Origin of the sequence: Nocardioides alkalitolerans (genome assembly GCA_038184435.1) — a bacterium.
GTDB lineage: Bacteria > Actinomycetota > Actinomycetes > Propionibacteriales > Nocardioidaceae > Nocardioides > Nocardioides alkalitolerans_A.
Map to the genome: position 1 here is coordinate 2,074,562 of CP116227.1, position 19,568 is coordinate 2,094,129.

The 19,568-nt window shown below is 73.8% G+C and carries 18 protein-coding genes; 8 read left to right on the forward strand and 10 right to left on the reverse strand.

The genetic code is table 11. The annotated features are described in order from the left end of the window. Positions 1-52 precede the first annotated feature (52 nt). Together PIR53_09980 and PIR53_09985 are read left to right on the forward strand one after the other, a co-directional pair. Positions 53-1,267 carry a glycosyltransferase gene (locus PIR53_09980; GenBank protein ID WZH54301.1) on the forward strand — a complete coding sequence of 405 codons (1,215 nt, stop codon included), beginning with the start codon at positions 53-55 and terminating at the stop codon, positions 1,265-1,267. Then, positions 1,264-3,363: a hypothetical protein gene (locus PIR53_09985; protein ID WZH54302.1), complete on the forward strand. Its 2,100-nt coding sequence runs from the start codon at positions 1,264-1,266 to the stop codon at positions 3,361-3,363. The genes PIR53_09980 and PIR53_09985 overlap by 4 nt, the downstream gene beginning before the upstream one ends. Positions 3,364-3,384: 21 nt before the next feature. Here PIR53_09985 and PIR53_09990 read toward each other — a convergent pair whose 3' ends face one another. Further along, positions 3,385-4,665, reverse strand: a complete 1,281-nt coding sequence (locus PIR53_09990) for an aminotransferase class I/II-fold pyridoxal phosphate-dependent enzyme (protein WZH54303.1) — start codon at positions 4,663-4,665, stop codon at positions 3,385-3,387. An 85-nt stretch (positions 4,666-4,750) separates the two neighbouring features. Then, on the reverse strand, positions 4,751-5,113 hold the full coding sequence (locus PIR53_09995) for a ribosomal protein L7/L12 (GenBank protein ID WZH54304.1): 363 nt from the start codon (positions 5,111-5,113) through the stop codon (positions 4,751-4,753). 667 nt (positions 5,114-5,780) lie between these two features. On the opposite strand from PIR53_09995, the gene PIR53_10000 reads away from it, so the two are divergent. Next, entirely contained in the window at positions 5,781-6,956 is a 1,176-nt protein-coding gene (locus tag PIR53_10000; protein ID WZH54305.1) for an RtcB family protein, read from the forward strand. A 45-nt stretch (positions 6,957-7,001) separates the two neighbouring features. Here the strand turns inward: PIR53_10000 and PIR53_10005 are convergent, their stop codons facing one another. Next, a complete protein-coding gene (locus tag PIR53_10005; GenBank protein ID WZH54306.1) occupies positions 7,002-8,069 on the reverse strand; it encodes a prolyl oligopeptidase family serine peptidase in 1,068 nt (355 codons plus the stop codon). Between the two features lie 51 nt (positions 8,070-8,120). Here PIR53_10005 and PIR53_10010 point away from each other — a divergent pair, with 51 nt between their 5' ends. The 3 genes from PIR53_10010 (at position 8,121) to PIR53_10020 (ending at position 10,972) form a co-directional block, all read left to right on the forward strand. Next, positions 8,121-9,017 (forward strand): oxygenase MpaB family protein, encoded by an 897-nt coding sequence (locus tag PIR53_10010; protein WZH54307.1) that lies wholly within the window; start codon positions 8,121-8,123, stop codon positions 9,015-9,017. Positions 9,018-9,108: 91 nt separating this feature from the next. Beyond that, on the forward strand, positions 9,109-10,581 hold the full coding sequence (locus PIR53_10015; GenBank protein WZH54308.1) for a carboxypeptidase-like regulatory domain-containing protein: 1,473 nt from the start codon (positions 9,109-9,111) through the stop codon (positions 10,579-10,581). A gap of 40 nt (positions 10,582-10,621) precedes the next feature. Next, the gene (locus tag PIR53_10020) at positions 10,622-10,972 is read left to right on the forward strand and encodes a hypothetical protein (protein ID WZH54309.1); all 351 of its coding nucleotides are present in this window, start codon (positions 10,622-10,624) and stop codon (positions 10,970-10,972) included. Between the two features lie 161 nt (positions 10,973-11,133). Here the strand turns inward: PIR53_10020 and PIR53_10025 are convergent, their stop codons facing one another. From PIR53_10025 to PIR53_10050, 6 genes are all read right to left on the reverse strand, one after another. Beyond that, complete coding sequence (locus tag PIR53_10025) at positions 11,134-11,649, reverse strand: ATP-binding protein (GenBank protein WZH54310.1); 516 nt, start codon at positions 11,647-11,649, stop codon at positions 11,134-11,136. Beyond that, entirely contained in the window at positions 11,646-11,975 is a 330-nt protein-coding gene (locus tag PIR53_10030; GenBank protein ID WZH54311.1) for a hypothetical protein, read from the reverse strand. Before PIR53_10030 ends, PIR53_10025 begins: the two co-directional genes overlap by 4 nt. A gap of 73 nt (positions 11,976-12,048) precedes the next feature. Continuing rightward, a complete protein-coding gene (locus tag PIR53_10035; protein ID WZH54435.1) occupies positions 12,049-12,627 on the reverse strand; it encodes an NTP transferase domain-containing protein in 579 nt (192 codons plus the stop codon). After that, entirely contained in the window at positions 12,627-13,343 is a 717-nt protein-coding gene (locus PIR53_10040) for a GntR family transcriptional regulator (GenBank protein ID WZH54312.1), read from the reverse strand. The genes PIR53_10035 and PIR53_10040 overlap by 1 nt, the downstream gene beginning before the upstream one ends. Positions 13,344-13,460: 117 nt before the next feature. Then, positions 13,461-16,010, reverse strand: a complete 2,550-nt coding sequence (locus PIR53_10045) for an ABC transporter permease (GenBank protein WZH54313.1) — start codon at positions 16,008-16,010, stop codon at positions 13,461-13,463. After that, a complete protein-coding gene (locus PIR53_10050; GenBank protein WZH54314.1) occupies positions 16,010-16,783 on the reverse strand; it encodes an ABC transporter ATP-binding protein in 774 nt (257 codons plus the stop codon). Before PIR53_10050 ends, PIR53_10045 begins: the two co-directional genes overlap by 1 nt. 163 nt (positions 16,784-16,946) lie before the next feature. On the opposite strand from PIR53_10050, the gene PIR53_10055 reads away from it, so the two are divergent. Next, on the forward strand, positions 16,947-17,525 hold the full coding sequence (locus PIR53_10055; GenBank protein WZH54436.1) for an alpha-ketoglutarate-dependent dioxygenase AlkB: 579 nt from the start codon (positions 16,947-16,949) through the stop codon (positions 17,523-17,525). A 20-nt stretch (positions 17,526-17,545) separates the two neighbouring features. After that, the gene (locus PIR53_10060; GenBank protein WZH54315.1) at positions 17,546-17,806 is read left to right on the forward strand and encodes a DUF3253 domain-containing protein; all 261 of its coding nucleotides are present in this window, start codon (positions 17,546-17,548) and stop codon (positions 17,804-17,806) included. A 94-nt stretch (positions 17,807-17,900) separates the two neighbouring features. On the opposite strand, the gene groL is transcribed toward PIR53_10060, so the two are convergent. Next, positions 17,901-19,529 (reverse strand): chaperonin GroEL, encoded by a 1,629-nt coding sequence (gene groL / locus PIR53_10065; GenBank protein ID WZH54316.1) that lies wholly within the window; start codon positions 19,527-19,529, stop codon positions 17,901-17,903. Positions 19,530-19,568 lie beyond the last annotated feature (39 nt).

Genomic DNA, 19,568 nt, shown 5'->3' on the forward strand with positions numbered 1-19,568 from the left:
GCGTCCGTTGCGCGGCTCACCGGGGTCGGGCACCTCACGAGGAGAGATCGCGGTGCCGTTCGACGTGCCCTGGCTGCTGCCGTTCGGCCTCGTCGGCATCGCCTCGTGGGGCGTGTGGCTGGTACGTCGCGTGCTGTCCGCCATCACCCGTCCGGTCGTCAACGACTTCCGCACGACCACGACGGTCGTGGTGCCGTCCTACCGCGAGGACCCCGACGTCCTGATGCGGTGCCTGGAGACCTGGCGCCGCCAGGGACCGTCGCGGATCATCGTCGTGCTCGACCTCGCCGACACGGAGGCGTTCGAGCGGATCCAGGCCCTAGGCGACCCCGCGGTCGAGGCGCTGCTCTTCAAGCACACCGGCAAGCGCTCCGCCCTCGGCGCCGGTCTCCGCCTCGTCGACACCGAGCTGGTGCTGCTCGTCGACTCGGACACCTCGTGGGAGGCCGGGCTCCACGAGGCCATCCAGATGCCGTTCGTCGACCCCGCCGTGGGCGCCGTCAGCACCCGGCAGAACGTCTACCTGCCGAAGTCGAGCATCTGGCGCCGGGTGGCCGACTGGATCATCGACCTGCGCTACCACGACTACGCCCCGGCGATGGGCCGGTACGGCGGCGTCATCTGCGCGTCGGGCCGCACCGCGGCGTACCGGATGTCCGTGATCGGGCACCGGATCCACGACCTCGAGCACGAGATCTTCCTCGGCCGGCAGTGCGTGGCGGGCGACGACGGACGGCTCACCTGGCTCGTCCTGTCGCAGGGGTTCCGCGTCGCGCACCAGGACAGCGCCCGGGCGCTGTCGATGTTTCCCGACACGTTCCGCGCCTTCGTGAAGCAGCGGGTGCGGTGGAGCCGCAACTCCTACCGCTGCTACCTGACCGCGGTCGCCCGCGGCTGGGTGTTCCGGGCCCCGCTGATCTCGCAGGTCACGATCATGCAGATCCTGCTGACCCCGGTCACGATGGGCACCGCGATCATCTTCATCGGGCTGACCCTGCGGTCCAGCGACCCGGCGACGGCGCTCGTGCTGGCGGTGGTCTGGTTCGTCGTGGGCCGCGGGATCCGCGGAATCTCCCACCTGCAGCGGCGTCCCGAGGACCTCTGGCTGCTGCCCCTGGTGACCGCGGTGGTCGTGCTCGTGGCGTGGCCCATCAAGACCTACGCGTTCTTCACGATGAACAAGCAGGGCTGGCTGACGCGCTCCGCCGACTCGATCGGCGGCGAGGGCCAGACGGAGAAGAGCCTGCGCGCGGAGGCGAGCGCGTGAGCACCGGCGACGACCTGTTCTCCGCCGAGGAGCGCGGCGACACGGTGCCGCGGTGGGTGCGCGTGGCACTGCGGCTCGTCGTCCTCGTCATGCTGCTCGGCGCGACGGCCGGCGTCGTGTGGGGCAACGACTCGCTGCGCGAGCGCATCGGATCGGGTACCGAAGCCGCGGCCGCCGCCCCCGCGGACGACGAGGACACCGGCACCGACACCGCGGCCGCCGCGTCCCAGGTGGAGGCCCTGCGCCGGGAGGACACCCGGCTCCGGTCGGCGGCCGACCTCGCTCCGCCGGCCGGGACGGTGGTGCTGACCGCGCGAGCCGCGCCGTACACGCTCGACGACCTCATCGCCATCGGGTCCGTGACCGGCGGCGTGCTGGTGCCGACGCTCGTGGACTCCATCGTCGTCACCCGCGGCGCCCGCCTCGACATCGTCGCCCCCGGACGCACGCTGCGGATGCGCAGCGACGCCGACGGGTTCGTCAGCATCGTCGCCTGGGCCGGCGACCTGCGCCTGGCCGGCACCGCCGGCCAGCCGCTCCGCATCGTCGGCTGGGACTCGACCACGACGACCCCGGACAGCACGACCGCCGACGGCCGGGCCTACATCCGGGTCAAGGACGGCCGGCTCGACGTCGCCCACGTCGCGGCCAACCACCTCGGCTTCTGGAGCGGTCGCACCGGCGGGATCGCCCTCACCGGCACCTCGGAGACCCTCACCCGGGCCTTCGTCACCGGCCTCGCCGTGAGCGACACCCACCTCGGGCTCTTCCTGTCGGGCGTCAGCGAGGCCGTCGTGGACGGCAGCTCGTTCGCCCGCACGCAGCAGGACGGCGTCGAGGTGACGAGCGGGTCCACCGACGTGCTGCTCCGCTCCGTCCGCCTCGCCGACGTCGGACGCGACGCCCTGGTCGTCTCCCGCGGCAGCTCCACCGTCACCGCGGAGGACGTCACGGTGGACGGTGCGGGGGGGTACGGCGCGCGTGTCGACGGCGCCCCCCTCGCCGACGGACCGAACTCGGCCGGCTGGAGCACCGACCACCACGCGGGCCTCGACGTCGACGGGCTCAGCGTGCGCGGCACGACCCGCGGCGGGGTGCGGATCGACGGCATGGACGACGTCGCGCTGGCGCACCTCGACATCGATTCCCCCGGCACCGCGCTCGACCTCCGCGGCGGCTCCAGCGGTACCACCGTCTCCGACTCCGACCTCGTCGGCGAGGCCCGGGCGCTCCGCGTGGCCGCCGCCACCGCCGTGCGGGTCACCGACGTGGCCGCGTCGGCCCCGGCCACGGCGGTCCTCGTCGAGCAGGGCGCCGAGGTGGAGGTCGACGGCACGGCCATGACCGTCGACGAGGGCCACGCCGCCGTCGCGCAGGGCGCGGGCACGACGCTCGCGGTCGAGGGGGGTTCCGTCGTCGGGCTCGGACCCGGCGCCGTCGTCGCCCGGTCCGGCGCCGAGGCGACCGACACGGACGTCGAGGCGACCGACTGGTCCTACCGACCCGTGCTCGTGTCGTGGGCCCTCGGCAACGTGCACGCGCTCCTGCTGCTCCTGCTGCTGCCCGTCCCGCTCCTGGGGCTCCTCTTCGTCGTGCGGCGACGACGCAGCCAGCGCGAGCTGCGCCGGCTGTTCGCCGACGAGATGACCCGCCTCGGGCGGGCCCGCCTGACGGAGTACGCCGAGGAGCAGCCCGCGAAGCCGGCGAGCCCCGCGGAGCCGGCGCCGCAGCCCGTGCTCGTGCCCGACGGGCCGCCGGTCCCGGCCTGGGCGGTCGAGTCCGCCCCGTCCTACGGGCCCGTGCCCGCTGCCGTCGAGGACCGGCCCGTCCAGCCCGTCGAGCCCGTCACCGCCGCGCCGATGGAGCCGGCGGAGCCGACGACCGTCGAGGCGGCTCCCGCGGAGCCCGACCCCGTCCCGGCGGCGGAGCCCGTCGTCCGGGTCCCCGTGCCGGCCGGGCCGGCGGCGAGCATGCAGGAGCTGGCGATCAACGCCGTGGTCCAGCAGGGCTACCGTGCCAGCGACGTGGCCCGGTCCCTCGGCGTACCGACGTCGCGGGTGCGCGGCTGGGTCGCCGACCACCTGCGCGGCCTCTGAGGCTTCCCGCAGCGGAGAGGCTCAGCCGAGCAGCTCCTCCGCCGCGGCGAGCAGCACGCAGGTGGCGACACCGTCCATCGCGGCCTCGACCTCGGCGAGGGGCGGCAGGGTCGGCGCCAGCCGGATGTTGCGGTTGCGCGGGTCCTCGCCGTACGGGAACGCCGACCCGGCCGGGGTGAGCGCGATGCCCGCCTCCTTGGCCAGCGCCACGACCCGCTTGGCGGTGCCGTCGAGCACGTCGAGGTTGACGAAGTAGCCACCCGCCGGGTCGGTCCACTCCGCGATGCCGTGCTCGGCGAGACGCTCGGTGAGCACGCGCTGGACGGCGGCGAACTTCGGCGCGATGAGCTCGCGGTGCTTCGCCATGTGGGCGCGCACGCCGGCGGCGTCGCCGAAGAACTCGACGTGGCGGAGCTGGTTCACCTTGTCGGGGCCGATCGAGTAGTAGCCGAGGCCCTCGAGGTACGCCGCGACCGTCGCCTCGGAGCCCGCGAGGAACGCCACACCCGCACCGGCGAAGGTGATCTTCGAGGTCGAGGCGAACACGACGACGCGGTCCGGGTTACCGGCCTCCGCGGCGAGCGTGATGATGTCGGGGGTGGTCGTCTCGACCTCGGTCAGGTGGTGCACCGCGTAGGCGTTGTCCCACATGATCGTGAAGTCGCGCGCCGCCGTCGGCATCGACGCCAGCGTGCGCGCCACCTCGTCGGAGCAGACCGAGCCGGTGGGGTTCGCGTAGGTCGGCACGAGCCACATGCCCTTGATGGTGGGGTCGTCCGCGACGAGCGAGGTCACCACGTCGACGTCCGGACCGTCGTCCGACATCGGCACCGGGATCAGCTCGATGCCCAGGCGGTCGGCGAGGGCGAAGTGCCGGTCGTAGCCCGGCGTCGGGCACAGGAACCGCACGACGTCCTCGACGCCCCACGGCTCGACGCTGTTGGGACGGCCGTAGAGCAGGGCCTGCACCAGCGTGTCGTGCATGAGGGTCAGGCTCGACGACCCGGCCGCCACGACGTTGCCGACGGACGTGCCGAGCAGCTCGGCGAAGATCGCCCGCAGCTCGGGCAGGCCCGCGAGCCCGCCGTAGTTGCGCACGTCCGTGCCGTCCGCCGCCGTGTGGCCGGTCGGGAGGCTGAGCAGCCGCTCCGAGAGGTCGAGCTGCTCCGGCGACGGCTTGCCCCGCGTCAGGTCCAGCTTGAGGCCCTTCGCCTTGAGCTCGGCGTACGCCGCGCGCTGGGCGTCGGCGAAGGCGGCGAGGTCGGTGCGGGCGAGGTCGGCCAGGGCCATCGTGGGGCTCACTCTCTCGGGGTAGCAGCAGTGCCGGGGAACGCGGCGGGCCGATTCTCTCAGGCGACCACACCGGGCGGGCAAACGCGTTCCCGCGTCACCATCCCTCGGCGATGCGCGCGGTCGCCCCGGCTCCCGTGAGCGCCTCGCACGCGGCCGCCGCACTGGCCGCCGAGAGCCCGGCGACGAGCACGACGCCCTGCGTGGTGGTGCCCGCAGGAGCCTGGACCGGCGCGGCGTCGACCGCGTGCTTCGCGCGCACCAGGTCCCAGCCGGTCACGCGCCGTACCTCCCGGATCACCGCCACCGGCCGCTCCCCCACCGCGTCGAGCACGACCGCGTGGGTGCCGATCTCCGTGAACGCCGCCTCGGGCCACGGCCGCGTGACCCGACGCCACCAACCGCGCAGGCCGCCGGGCTCGTCGGACGGGTCGGACTGCTGCTGGCGGGACGTCGGCATGGCTTCCATGGTGCCGACCCGCCGCGCCCGACCCCAGCTCGTACGGCGTCACCCCGGTCACGCTGCGCGGCTGCGGCTTGGCGCCGGCCCGGGGCACGGAAATGTGCGGCTGGGACACCCCCGGTCGAGCCAGACCGCCCCCAACCGCACATTTCCCGGCCCCGCCGCCCGCGGCGCGCTCGTGCCCTGAGGGAGGAGCGGCCGCGTCGGAGGAGCGCAGCGGAGGAGACGTGGTCGGGATCGACCGAAGGGCAGGAGCTCGTGGCGCCGCGGGCACGGCCGAGCGGAGCGAGGCCCAAGGGCACCGCGGCCTGATCTGCGGAACGCATGCACCCGGACCACCGTTCAGATCGCATCCGTTCCGCAGAACACGAACCGGTACGCCGCTGGCCCCACCCCGCCGCCCGCGGCGCGCTCGTGCCCTGAGGGAGGAGCGGCCGCGTCGGAGGAGCGCAGCGGAGGAGACGTGGTCGGGATCGACCGAAGGGCAGGAGCTCGTGGCGCCGCGGGCACCGGCCGAGCGGAGCGAGGCCCAAGGGCACAGCACGGCCGAGCGGAGCGAGGCCCAAAAGACATGGCGCAACCCGTTTTCGGGTCCCTACCGTCACCCCGTCCGACCGGCACGGTGCCGGTCGCACGACAGAAAGGACCCACAGGCTCCACGACGATGGACACGATCACCCCGACGCTCCTCAGCTGGGCGTCGATCCTCGAGGACTCCACCCGCGAGCAGGCCCGCACGACGGCCACGATGCCGTTCGTCTTCCCGCACGTCGCCCTGATGCCGGACGCCCACCTGGGTCTCGGCGCCACGGTCGGCTCCGTCATCCCGACGCTGGGCGCGATCATGCCGGCGGCGGTGGGGGTCGACATCGGCTGCGGCATGATCGCGGTCCGCACGACGTACGTGCGGGACGACCTGCCGGCCGACCGGCGCCCGCTGCGGGAGGCGATCGAGCGCGCCGTACCGCTCTCGGCCGGCGCCGCCAACCGCAGCATCGAGCGGGAGCACACGCGAGCGCGACTGCAGGAGCTCACCGAGCTGGCGGAGCAGGCGGGGTTCGAGCCGGGCGACCACGCGGCGCGCTGGGAGCTGCAGCTGGGGACGCTGGGTTCGGGCAACCACTTCATCGAGGTGACGGTCGACGAGGAGGACCGGGTGTGGCTGTTCCTGCACTCGGGCTCGCGGGGTGTCGGCAACCGGATCGCGCAGGCGCACATCAAGGTCGCGCAGCAGCTGGCCGAGCAGTGGTGGATCCCGCTCCCCCACAAGGACCTCGCCTACCTCGTGGAGGGCACGGACGAGTTCGACGCGTACGTCGCGCAGATGCGCTGGGCGCAGCACTACGCGCTGCTCAACCGCGAGGAGATGATGGACCGGGTCGCGGCCGAGTTCGCTGCCTGGGTCGGGGCGACCGGCAACGTGGAGCGGGTGGAGGAGATCAACTGCCACCACAACTACACGGAGCAGGAGCGCCACTTCGGTCGGCAGGTCTGGCTCTCGCGGAAGGGCGCGATCAACGCCGAGGAGGGCCGGCCGGGCCTCATCCCGGGGTCGATGGGCACGGCGTCGTACGTGGTGACGGGCCGCGGGAACCGGGTGGCGCTGAACTCGGCGCCGCACGGCGCGGGGCGGGAGTACTCGCGGGCGGCGGCCCGGCGCACCTTCACCCGTGAGCAGCTGCGGGAGGCGATGGCGGGGATCGAGTACCGCGACACCGACGCGTTCCTCGACGAGATCCCCGCGGCGTACAAGCCGATCGACCGGGTGATGGCGGACGCCGCCGACCTGGTCGAGGTGCGGCACGTGCTGCGCCAGGTGGTGAACGTCAAGGGCGACTGAGCGGTCCTGGAGCAGGCGCCTGGAGCAGGCGCCCGGGAGCGGGCGTCAGGCCGGCGCCTGCTCCAGGAACGTCGCGATGCTGTCCATCGACGCGTCGAACTGGGGGCCGAAGGCGTGGCCCTCGCCCTCGTACCAGTCGAGGCGCACGTCGGCCCCGGCCTCGAGCAGGAGGCCGTGGGTCTCCTCGGCCCAGGCGGGCGGGCAGGTGTCGTCGGCGGTGCCGTGCACGATGAGGACGGGCTCGGTGATCCGGTCGACGTGCGGCCCCGTCGAGGCCGCCGCGTAGTAGGCCGGGTTCTCCTCGGGCGTGCCGACCCGGGCCGCGAGGTCGTCCCAGAAGCCGCCGCCGTCGCTGAACTGCCGCTGGTTGTCGGCGGCGTCGCTGGCGACGGAGGCGTAGATGACCGCGGCCTGGGCGTGGCCGGGCGCCATCTCGAGCGCCTCGAGCACGGCGCCACCGCCCATCGAACGCCCGAACAACGACACCCGGTCGTCGTCGACGGGCACGTCGGCGCTGTCGCGGAGCGCCGTGACGGCGTTGATGACGTCCACCGCGTAGCCGAACCTCTGCGTCTCGTCGAGCGCCGGGTCGTCGTCGGAGCCGGCGTGGTTGCGGTAGTCGACGTGGAACGCGACGTACCCCGCCTCCGCGAGCCGCCCGCGCTCCCGCGTCATGCCCTGGCCCGACACGTAGACCGCCGGGTCGATGTAGCCGTGGGCGAGCACGACCGCGGGGAACGGACCCTCGCCCGCCGGGACGTTGAGCACGCCGGTGACGAGGAACCCCTCGCTGCGGTAGCTCGCGTCGTACGAGGTGTAGCCGCCCGTCGACTCCCGCACCGCCCCGACCTGCAGGTCGCCGCCGGTGAACTCGGCGTCGAACCAGCGCGCGAGCTCCGCGGGTCCCGACGTCGGGGGCGGCGAGGGCTCCACCGTTGGCTCCGGTACGTCGGCGCTGGCGGTCGCGTCGTCGTCGGCAGCCCCGGCGGCGCTCGAGGTCGGGGACGCCGGGTCGGCGGTGTCGTCCCGCTCCCCGTCGGGGGAGCCCGACGAGCACGCCGCCCCCACGAGGAGGAGCGCTCCGGTGGCGGCCACCCGGCCCAGGCGCGTCATGCCCCCAGCATGGCAGCGGTCCCCTACCGACCGAGGTGCATCATGGGCAGCATGGCTCTGCCCGTGGTCAGCACCGCTCGCCAGCGGCTCGGCGAGGCGCTCTTCGCCCGCGTCGCCGGCCCGGACGGCCCGCGCCTGCGGGAGCGGATCCACGGCACCCCGGGCCCGCGCCGGTTCGGCCTGGACGACCCGATCGCGCGCGTGCACGGGGACGCGTCGATGTTCGTCGGCGGCATCCGGGCCCTGATGCTGCAGGCGCTGCACCCGGCGGCGATGGCCGGGGTCGCGGAGCACTCCGACTACCGCACCGACATGTGGGGCCGGCTCAACCGCACGGCGACCTTCATCGCCGCGACCACCTTCGCGACCGACGACCACGCCGACGCGGCGATCGCCGCGGTGCGCCGCATCCACGAGCGCGTGGTCGGCACGCTGCCGGACGGCACGCCGTACTCCGCCTCCGACCCCCACCTCCTCCGCTGGGTCCACGTGGCGGAGATCGACAGCTTCCTCACGGCGCACCAGCGGTACGGCGCGCGGCCCCTCTCCCCCGCCGAGACCGACACGTACGTCGCGCAGACGGCCCACGTCGCGGAGGCGCTGGGCGCGCGCGACGTGCCGTGCACCAAGGCGGAGCTCGACGACGTGCTCGCTGCGTACCGGCCCGAGCTGAGGGGCACGCCCGAGGCCCGCGAGGCGATCCGCTACCTGCTGCTGAAGCCGCCGCTGCCGCTGCTCGCGCGGGCGCCGTACGGCACGCTGACGGCCGCCGCGGTCGGCCTGATGCCGGCGTGGACGCGGGTGCCGCTGCGGCTGCCGTGGCTGCCCGTCGTCGAGGGCACGGTCGTGCGGGCCCTCGGGCAGGTGTCGACCTCGACGATCCGCTGGGCGATGTCGGTGGACCGCGCGGAGGCCGACCGGCTCCGCGCTGGGGTGATCTCCGCCTGACGTTGGGGCGTTCTTGAGGCCCCGTGCGGTTTCGCGCACTAGCGTTGGCGCTGTCGCGGATTCGGCCGCCCTGACCCTCCCGGAGCCTCCCATGCACCCCACCTCGTCCGTCCCCGTCCGTCATGGACGGCACGTCGCCGCCGCGCTGGTCGCGCTCCTCCTCGTGCTGGCCGGCGCTGCCGTCGCCGTGACGGGTGCGAGCACGACGCCCCGCGCCGACGCCGCCACCGCTGCCGCTCCCGCGAAGGGCCGCCTGGTCGGCGCGATCCGCGTCGGCAGCTCGCTCTACGGGGGCACGGTCAAGGTGACGATCTTCGACATGAACTGGAAGGTGCTGGGCTCCACCACGGCACGCTCGACCTACCAGCTCTCGGTCGCCCCGGGCAGCTACCGCATCCAGGTCACCGACACCCGCCCGACCTACGACGTCAACCGGTTCGCCCCGACCGACCTCACCGCGACGGTGAAGTCGGCGCAGACGATCCAGCGCGACGCGTCGATGCGCAAGGGCGCCAGCATCACCGGCACGGTCCGCACGAACGGCGCGATCGCGTCGGGCGCCCGCGTGGTGGCCGCCAACCCCTACGGCCAGTCGTTCGAGACCATCGCCAACCGTCAGGGCCAGTTCGCGATCGCCGGTTTGCCCACCGCGAACTACTCCGTCTTCACCTACGACGCCCGCGGCCAGTGGGCGGACGTCAGCACCTTCCTGCGCAACCGCAAGGTCGGCACGAACACCAACATCGCCATCAACCTCAAGCGCCGCGCCGGCTCGCTCGTCGTCAACATCGTCGGCGGCAACCAGCAGCTGCCCGCCAACGGCTACGTCACGGCGCGCAACAGCGCCACCGGGCAGTGGTACGTCGCCAAGGCGAAGAACGGCAACGTCTCCTTCGCCGGCGTCATGCCCGGCCCCTACGAGCTCACCGTGCCCGACTCCGGCAACTACCTCGGCCGCACCGGCAAGGTCCCCGGCGGCCGCCAGGTGCCTGCCGGCAACGTGCTCTTCACCGCCTTCGAGCTGCTCCAGCGCGGCGGCAGCGTCTCCGGCACGGTCGTCGACGCCCGTGTGCCCACCCGCACGCTCAAGGGCGTGCAGGTGCAGCTCTTCAACAAGTACGGCACGAAGGTCGGCTCCGCCTGGACCACCCCGTCGGGCCGCTTCCTGATCGAGGGTCCCCTGCGCACCGACTCGGGCTACAAGGTCGTGCTCAGCCGTCCCGACGGTGGCTGGATCACCTTCGGCCCCGGCGGCAACGACACCTGCCAGTACGGCACCTTCACCTCGAGCGCGTTCAGCATCAGCGTCGGCAACAACCGGGCCCTCGGCAACGTGCCGCTGAAGGCCATCGGGCACGCGCAGAACCCGCAGTGCATCCCGCAGACGACGTCGCCCACGGCGACCCCGACCACGTCGGCTCCCACCTCGGCCCCCACCTCGGCCCCCACGTCGGCTCCCACCTCGGCGCCCACGTCGGCTGCGACCTCGCCGGCGACCAGCCAGCCGACGTCGCAGCCGACCTCCACCGTGACGGTGACCGTCACGGCGACGCCCACGCCCTGAGGCCGGTTCCGGCCTGGGCCGCTGCGCAACAATGGCCCTCATGACCGACGCCGCGCTGATCGCCGCCCGCGCGACCGTCCTGGCCGACCTCGACGCCCGGGGGTGCGCCGACGCCGAGGGCGTCTCGCTCCTCGAGCACGCGCTCTCCGAGCGCCGGTGGTGGGTCGAGCAGTGGCCCGCCGGGGCCACGTACGTCGCGGGCCTCGTCGCCACCGACGTCCAGGACGCGCTCTTCGACCGAGGCCAGCGCTGGCCGCTCTGCTCGACGTGCGCGTCGCTGGAGGAGCACGCCCTGCGGGTCGATCCCGAGCTCGGCGGACCCGACCCGGTGTGGGTGTGCGAGACCTCGGGCCAGGCGATCGCGCGGCTCGGCGCGCTCACGTCCAGCTAGGGGGCGCGGGTCCGCTCGGCGGTCGGAAATGTGCGGCTGGGACATCCTGGTCGATCCTGACCGTCCCCAACCGCACAGTTCCGGGCCCCGCCGCCAGCTCCGACCCGGGGCCAGCGCCGCGCCGCGGGCACCGGCCGCGCCGAGCGAGGCCCGAGAGCCCGTCAGCCCACGCCGAGGCAGGCCGTGACGAGCGTGGTCTCGGTGATCGGGTCGGTCTCCACCGACCACTCCTCGCAGATCGCGTCGACCATGAACAGACCGCGGCCGCGGATGGACTCGGGCGCGCCCAGTCCGGGCGGGCCGTCGGCGAACTCGGGGTCGTAGCCGGCGTCGAGGACCCGCAAATACACCCGGTCGTCCACGCACCGCCACGACAGGCGCACGGTGCCGAGCATGCCCGGGCGGCCGTGGTCGACGGCGTTGAGCACGAGCTCGCCGGCGACGATGAGGATGTCCTGGAGGAGGCCCTGGGCGGCGTCCATGCCCATCGGGCAGTCGGACGGCAGCCCCTGGTCGTCCCGGGGCCCGTCCCAGGCGTCCATCGCCTCGGTCATCGCCTCCTCGAACGCAGTCCGCAGCGCGTGCCGCGCCTGCGGTCCGGCCTCCGGTCCGTGGGGCAGGTCGAGCTCGGACCAGTCGGCCCCGCGGGACTCGGTGGCACCCCGGGCCGCGGTCACGAGACGCCCTCGGCCCTGGCGGCGGTGGCCGTCTCGAACGGGATGCCGCACACGTGCAGCACCCGGTGGGGCACGGTGCGCTCGCGCACGAGGAGCGTCACGGCCGTCCCGTTGCGCACGGCGTCGGCTCGTGCGCGCGCCAGCGCTCCGATGACGAGGCTGGGGAGGAACGTGACCTCGGTGAGGTCGACCAGCAGGTCGAGACGGTGGTCGTCGCTGGCGGTCGTGAGAACCGCGAGCAGGTCGTCGACGTCGAACGCGTCGATGTCGCCGCGCAGCACCACCCGCCCCGGTTCGGCGGAGGCGACGAACGTGGGAGCGGACATGCGGGAAGCCTACGCGGGTCACCTACCGCCGGCAGCACGCCGCACCCGCGGCGGTGTCGGGACCGCGGGCCGCTCAGCGGTGGTCGACGTCGCGCCCGGAGGCGAGGTCGGCGCAGTCGACGAGGCGTACGTCGCGGTCCGCCAGGTAGCGGCGCGCGCCCCGGTCCCCCGCGGCCGAGGCCCGCACGCCCGCGACGTGCGCCGCGCCGAGGAGGACGGGGTGGCCGGGCTCGGCCGCGCCCGGTGGACCGTAGGCGGCGCGGGCGAGCGTCGTCGGGCCCACCCAGGCGCCGAGCACGCGCCGTACGACGGCGGCGCCCACGTCGGGGAGGTCGACGAGGTGGACGAGCACCCCCGGGCTGTGGTCGGGCAGCCCGGCCAGGCCGGCACGCAGGGAGGCACCCATGCCGTCCGCCCAGTCGTCGGCCACGACGACCGTCGCGTCGGCGGGGACGAGGGGGCGGACGTCGTCGGCCGCCGCGCCGAGGACGACCGTCAGGCGCGCGCACCCGCCCTCGCGGAGCGCACCCAGCGACCGCGGGAGCCAGTCGTCGACGAGCGCCTTCGGACGTCCCATGCGACGGCCGGCGCCGGCGGCGAGGAGGAGGCCGTCGACCTCGGGGAGGACGTCGGGACCGGGGAGCGGAGCGATCAGCTGTCGCCGAGCTGGACGTAGAGCGTGAACCGGTCGCTGCGGTAGACCGAGCGCGACACCTCGACGACCCGGTCGTCGGCGACGGCCCGGCGGGCGACGCGCAACACGGGGGTGCCCATCGCGATCTCCAGCGCCTGGGCCTCCTCGGCGGTGGGGACGTCGGCCGTGATGGAGTCCTCGGCCCAGGTCGGACGCAGGCCACGCATCGCCAGCGCCTGGTAGAGGCTGGTCGGCATGCCGCTCTGCAGGAAGCCCGGCAGCAGCACCTCGTTGAGGTAGGCGTCCTCGACGCACATGGGCTGGCCGTCGGCCCGCCGCAGGCGCTTCCAGTGGATGACCGCGTCGCCCTCGGTGAGCTCGAGGGCACGGGCGACGCCCGGCCCCGCCTGCTCGCGGCGGGCGAGGATCGTCTGCGACTCGGCGTGGAGGCCGCGGCGCTGCATCTCCCCCGTGTAGCTGAGGAGCCGCCCGACCTCGTTGCGCGGCTTGGCGACGAACGTGCCGCGGCCGGGGATGCGCTCGAGCAGGCCCTCGGCGACGAGGGTGTCCATGGCCTGGCGCACGGTCATCCGCGCGACGCCGAACACCTGCACGAGCTCGCGCTCGGAGGGGGCCGGGGTGCCGGGTTCCGCGTCGCGCACGAGCTCACGGACGTACTCCCGCACCTGCACGTGCTTCAGGGGTTCGCGAACGATCGCGACGGAGTTCTCCACGAGAAACACCGTAGGGAATGCGGGGTTCGGTTGTCTCGGACTTGCGGAGAACTTTCCCCTACCAGACGGAAGGGCGTCCGGCCACCGGCGAGCCCTGCGGACCAGACCAGTGCCGGCTCACTCCGTGCTGACCGCGGCGAGCACGTCGAGCCGGGCCGCGCGGCGGGCGGGCAGGGCGGCGGCGAGCACGCCGACCACGAGCGCCGCCGCGGCGAACCCGGCCAGCTGCCCGACCGGCACGCTGATCACCTCCAGCCCCTCCTCGCGCAGGGTGCGCATGAGGGCGAGCCCGAAGGTGGTGCCGAGCACGAGGCCGAGGACCGTCCCGAGGGCCGCGATCACGACCGACTCCAGCGTGATCATCCACCGCAGCTGGCCCCGCCCGAGCCCGACCGCCCGGAGCAGCCCGACCTCCCGCGTGCGCTCGACGACCGAGAGCGCGAGCGTGTTGACGATGCCGAGGACGGCGATCACGAGCGCCAGGCCCAGCAGGGCGAAGACGACCAGCACCAGACGGTCGATGGGGGCGCGTTGCTCCGCGGCGTACTCCGCCTGGTCCTTCACCGTGACCAGCGGGTTGTCGCCCGCCGCCTGCTCGAGCCGGTCCTGCAGCCCGTCGAGCCCGCCGGGCGGGTCCGCGACGGCCTCGACGACGAGCGTGTTGTCGAGGTCGCGGTAGCCCGCGTCGAGCAGCGTGGCCGTCGTCGTGGTGATCGACGGCAGGACCGATCCCGGGTCCACCACGGCCACCACGGGCAGGCGCTGCTCGCCGTCGACCGTGGTGACGACGAGGTCGTCCCCGACCCCGATGCCGGCGTCGTCGGCGTAGTCCTCGTCGACGACCGCCGTGCCGTCCACCAGGTCGGTGACGTCGCCGGCCACCGTCCCGACGCCGAGGTCGCGGAAGGTCGACGGGTCGACGCCGCCCAGCCGGCGGGGGCGGTCACCCGTCTCGGCCAGCCCGTAGCGCACCCGCACCACCGACGCCACGCCCTCGACCTCGCCCATCGCGTCGCCGATGCCGGTCGAGAACCCCTCCCCCACCTGGTTGCTGACCACGAAGTCACCGGGGAAGGTCTGCTCGATGGTGCGGTCGACCGACGCCTTGGCCGAGTCGCCCAGGATCGCCATGGTGGTCGCGAGCGTCAGGCCGATCATGAGGGCGGACGCGGTCGCCGCCGTGCGCCGCGGGTTGCGCAGGGCGTTGAGCCCGGCGAGGTTGCCGACGGTGCCGAAGAGACGCCGGTACGCCGCGTGCGCCGCCACGAGGACCGGACGGCCGATCACGGGACTGGCCGCCGCGACGCCGAGCAGGACCGCGAGGACACCCAGGCCGACCCACCAGCCGGCCCGCGGGACGTCGGCGACGAGCCCGGCCGCGAGCGCGCCCGCGCCACCCACGACGAGCGCGGCGCCGACGACCATGCGTCGCCGGATCGTGGTCTCCGGGAGCGCCACGTCGTCGCGCAGGGCCTCGACGGGCGCGATGCGCGTCGTGCGCCGGGCCGGCCCCCACGCCGCGACCATCGTGACCACGATCCCCACGGCGAAGGCGGCGACGACCGTGCGCGGCTCGAGCACGAGCGGCTGGGAGTCGAGGTCGAGACCCACGCGCGCGAAGACAGCACGGATGGCGAGGGCGAGGAGCACGCCCAGCCCCAGGCCCAGGACGGAGCCGACGAGACCGACCACGAAGGCCTCGAGCTGCACCGAGCGCACGACCTGGCGGCGGGAGGCGCCCAGCGCGCGCAGCAGTGCCAGCTCGCGGCTGCGCTGGGCGACGAGCATCGAGAACGTGTTGACGATGAGGAAGCCGCCCACCACGAGGGCGATGCCGGCGAAGATGAGGAGGAAGGTCGTGAGGAACGAGATGGCCTCCAGCAGGAGCGAGGCCGACTCGTCGGCGGCGTCGTCGCCCGTCACGGCCTCGACCCCGTCGGGCAGGAGGGGCGCGACGGCGTCGCGCAGCTCCTCCTGCGAGACCCCGTCGGCGGCGCGCACCCAGACGTCGGTGTAGGCGTCCTCCCCCTGCAGGAACACCTGCTGCCCCGTCGCCATGTCGACCACGGTGAGGGTGGCGCCGTTGAGCGAGGCGTCCCCGCCGAGGGCCACGAGCCCCACGAGCGTGGGCGTCAGCTCCCCGTCGGCGACGGGGCTGACGAGCCGGACGGCGTCGCCGATCTCGTAGCCCGCCCGCTCCGCGGTCTTCTCGTCGAGCGCCACCTCGGTGAACCCGGAGGGCGCGCGGCCCTCGACGACGTGGAGGCCCTCGGCCCCTCCCGCGGCCGGGGCGTCGTTGAACCCCTGCAGCAGGCCCGGTGCGCCCTGTCCGCCCACGACCTTGCCGTCGTCGCCGATGACGAAGACACCCGGGGCGCTCACGTTGCCGTCCGCCCGCGCCGCCTCGGGCAGGGCGGCCAGCTCCTCGACGAGGGAGGCCGGCACGGTGCGCGACGACCCCTCGGCGGCGCCGAAGGACGTGCCGATCTCCGGACGCACGACGACGTCGCCGACCGTCGCGGAGAACAGCGAGGTGAAGGACCGCTCGAGGGTGTCGGAGAACATCAGCGAGCCGCACACGAAGGCGACGCCGAGCACGATCGCGAACGTGCTCATCACGAGGCGCACCTTGCGCCCCGGCAGGCTCTTCCAGGTCGCGCGCAGCATCAGGGGGCGCCGTCCGGCAGCGCGGACGCCGTCATGCGCGTCATCACCGCGAGCACCTGCTCGCGGTCGGGACGGCGCAGCTCGTCGACGACGCGCCCGTCGGCGAGGAAGACCACGCGGTCGGTGTACGCCGCCGCCACCGGGTCGTGGGTGACCATCACGACGGTCTGGCCGATCTCGTCGACGCTGCGCCGCAGCAGGGTGAGCACCTCGGCACCGGACCGGGAGTCGAGGTTGCCCGTGGGCTCGTCCGCGAACACGATGTCGGGCCGGCTCACGAGCGCCCGCGCGACCGCGACGCGTTGCTGCTGCCCGCCGGAGAGCTCGTTGGGGCGGTGCGACAGGCGGGGCCCCAGGCCCACCGTCTCGACGACCGACTCGAAGACCCCCGGCTCGGCCCGCCGCCCGGCGATGGAGAGCGGCAGCCGGATGTTCTCCTCCGCGGTCAGGGTCGGCACCAGGTTGAAGGACTGGAACACGAAGCCGATCCGGTCGCGCCGCAGGCGCGTGAGCTCCTTGTCCTTGAGCCGGGACAGCTCGGTCTCACCGATCCGCACCGACCCGCTGTCCGCCGTGTCGAGCCCCGCGCAGCAGTGCATCAGCGTCGACTTGCCGGAGCCGCTGGGACCCATGACGGCGGTGAACTCGCCCTGGCCGAGGTCGAGGCTCACGCCGTCCAGGGCGCGGACGCGGGCCTGCCCCGCGCCGTACGTCTTCACGAGGTCGCGCACGCTGGCCGCCGCAGGGGCGGCGACAGCAGGGTCGTCGGTCATGCCACGACTGTGGCACCCCGCACCCACAGTCCACCACCGGGGACGTCCCCGGTCCCCACCCTGGGGAGAACCCCTGGCGGTCGCACACGTGTTCGACTACGGTGGCGGGGTGGACTTCCAGGGCACCCTCTTCGCGACGGACCCGGGGCCGGACGCGGATCGGCTGGCCCCGTTGGCGCCGGGCATCGAACGGCGCCTGCTCGCCCACGGCGCCTGGATCGACGTGCGCCGCGACTGGCTCGGGGCGCTCTCCGACGACGTGATGGAGGCGCTCGTCCACCGCGTGCCGTGGCGGGCGGAGCGGCGGCAGATGTACGAGCGGGTGGTCGACGTCCCCCGCCTCCTCCACACGTACGGCGCGGGCGAGCCCCTCCCGCACCCCGGCCTCGCGGCGGCCCGGGACGCCCTGTCGGAGCACTACGCGGACGAGCTGGGCGAGCCCTTCACGACGGCGGGGTGCTGCTTCTACCGGGACGGGTCCGACTCGGTGGCGTGGCACGGCGACACCATCGGGCGCGGATCGACGCACGACACGATGGTCGCGATCGTCTCGGTCGGCGACCCGCGGCGGCTCGCGCTGCGCCCCCGGGGAGGCGGCGCGTCGATCGCCGTGACGATGGGCCACGGCGACCTGGTCGTCATGGGCGGCTCCTGCCAGCGCACCTGGGAGCACGCGGTGCCCAAGGTGGCGCACGCCGGCCCCCGCCTGTCGGTCCAGTTCCGCCCGGCCGGGGTGTTCTGACCCCGCGGCATGCTGGAGGGGTGAGCACCTCCGACGCCGACGGCCTCGAGCGCGCCGTCCTCGACCTGCTCGACCGGCGTGCCGCGGGCGCCACGATCTGCCCGTCCGAGGTGGCGCGGGCCGCCGCCTCCGACGGTCAGGAGTGGCGCGACCTCATGGACCCGGTGCGCGCCGCCGTCGGACGCCTGGTGGAGCGCGACGAGGTCGACGTGACGCAGGGCGGCGAGGTGGTGGACCTCGCGAGCGCACGCGGCCCCATCCGCGTGCGCCGGCGCGCCTGAGCGGACGGACGCGGTCCCCGAACCCCGCAACGGCACGAGGCCCCCGCTCCGGACGGAGCGGGGGCCTCGCGTGTGGTTCAGCGGCGGGCGGGACTCAGAAGTCCATGCCGCCCATGCCACCGGTCGGGTCGCCGCCACCGGCGGGCGCCTTCTCCGGCTTGTCGGCCACGACGGCCTCGGTGGTGAGGAAGAGCGCCGCGATGGAGGCGGCGTTCTGCAGCGCGGAGCGCGTCACCTTGGCCGGGTCGATGATGCCCTCGGCGACCAGGTCGACGTACTCGCCCGTGGCGGCGTTGAGACCGTGACCGGGGGTCAGGTTGCGCACCTTCTCAGCCACGACGCCGCCCTCGAGGCCGGCGTTGATCGCGATCTGCTTGAGCGGGGCCTCGATCGCGAGCTTCACGATGTTGGCACCGGTGGCCTCGTCGCCCTCGAGCTCGAGCTTGTCGAACGCGACCGCGCCGGCCTGGACGAGCGCGACGCCGCCACCGGCGACGATGCCCTCCTCGACGGCCGCCTTGGCGTTGCGCACCGCGTCCTCGATGCGGTGCTTGCGCTCCTTGAGCTCGACCTCGGTGGCCGCGCCGACCTTGATGACGGCCACGCCGCCGGCCAGCTTGGCGAGGCGCTCCTGGAGCTTCTCGCGGTCGTAGTCGGAGTCCGAGTTCTCGATCTCCGCACGGATCTGGTTCACGCGACCGTTGATCTGGTCGCCGTCGCCGGCGCCCTCGACGATCGTGGTCTCGTCCTTGGTGACGACGACCTTGCGGGCCTGGCCGAGGAGCTCGATGCCGGCGGTCTCCAGCGAGAGGCCGACCGTCTCGGAGATGACCTGGCCACCCGTGAGGATCGCGATGTCCTGCAGCATGGCCTTGCGGCGGTCGCCGAAGCCGGGGGCCTTGACGGCGACCGACTTGAACGTGCCACGGATCTTGTTGACCACCAGGGTCGACAGCGCCTCGCCGTCGACGTCCTCGGCGATGATCAGCAGCGGCTTGCCGGTCTGGATGACCTTCTCCAGCAGCGGCAGCAGGTCCTTGACGTTGGAGATCTTGCCCTCGACGAGGAGCAGGTAGGCGTCCTCGAGGACGGCCTCCATGCGCTCCATGTCGGTGGCGAAGTACGCCGAGATGTAGCCCTTGTCGAACCGCATGCCCTCGGTGAGCTCGAGGTCGATGCCGAAGGTGTTCGACTCCTCGACGGTGATGACGCCTTCCTTGCCGACCTTGTCCATCGCCTCGGCGATGATCTCGCCGACCGTGGTGTCCGCGGCGGAGATGGAGGCGGTGGAGGCGATCTGCTCCTTCGTCTCGACGTCCTTCGCGAGCTGCAGCAGCTGCTCGGAGACGGACGCCACGGCGGCCTCGATGCCACGCTTCAGCGCGATCGGGTTGGAGCCGGCGGCCACGTTGCGGAGGCCCTCGCGGACCAGCGCCTGGGCGAGGACGGTCGCCGTCGTCGTGCCGTCACCGGCGACGTCGTCGGTCTTCTTCGCGACCTCCTTGACCAGCTCGGCGCCGATCTTCTCGTAGGGGTCCTCGAGCTCGATCTCCTTGGCGATGCTCACGCCGTCGTTGGTGATCGTGGGCGCGCCCCACTTCTTCTCGAGCACGACGTTGCGGCCCTTGGGACCCAGGGTGACCTTGACGGCGTCGGCGAGGGTGTTCATCCCGCGCTCGAGACCGCGCCGGGCCTCCTCGTTGAAAGCAATGAGCTTCGACATGTTCTCCTGCGATTCCTTGTCTGCTGGAGAGTGGACAAG

Coding starts and splice junctions, on each gene's coding strand:
- groL (WZH54316.1), bottom strand. CDS start 19,529: ATGTCGAAGCTCATTGCTTTCAACGAGGAGGCCCGGCGCGGTCTCGAG.
- PIR53_10045 (WZH54313.1), bottom strand. CDS start 16,010: ATGCTGCGCGCGACCTGGAAGAGCCTGCCGGGGCGCAAGGTGCGCCTC.
- PIR53_10015 (WZH54308.1), top strand. CDS start 9,109: ATGCACCCCACCTCGTCCGTCCCCGTCCGTCATGGACGGCACGTCGCC.
- PIR53_10010 (WZH54307.1), top strand. CDS start 8,121: ATGGCTCTGCCCGTGGTCAGCACCGCTCGCCAGCGGCTCGGCGAGGCG.
- PIR53_10005 (WZH54306.1), bottom strand. CDS start 8,069: ATGACGCGCCTGGGCCGGGTGGCCGCCACCGGAGCGCTCCTCCTCGTG.
- PIR53_10020 (WZH54309.1), top strand. CDS start 10,622: ATGACCGACGCCGCGCTGATCGCCGCCCGCGCGACCGTCCTGGCCGAC.
- PIR53_10050 (WZH54314.1), bottom strand. CDS start 16,783: ATGACCGACGACCCTGCTGTCGCCGCCCCTGCGGCGGCCAGCGTGCGC.
- PIR53_09995 (WZH54304.1), bottom strand. CDS start 5,113: ATGCCGACGTCCCGCCAGCAGCAGTCCGACCCGTCCGACGAGCCCGGC.
- PIR53_10000 (WZH54305.1), top strand. CDS start 5,781: ATGGACACGATCACCCCGACGCTCCTCAGCTGGGCGTCGATCCTCGAG.
- PIR53_10030 (WZH54311.1), bottom strand. CDS start 11,975: ATGTCCGCTCCCACGTTCGTCGCCTCCGCCGAACCGGGGCGGGTGGTG.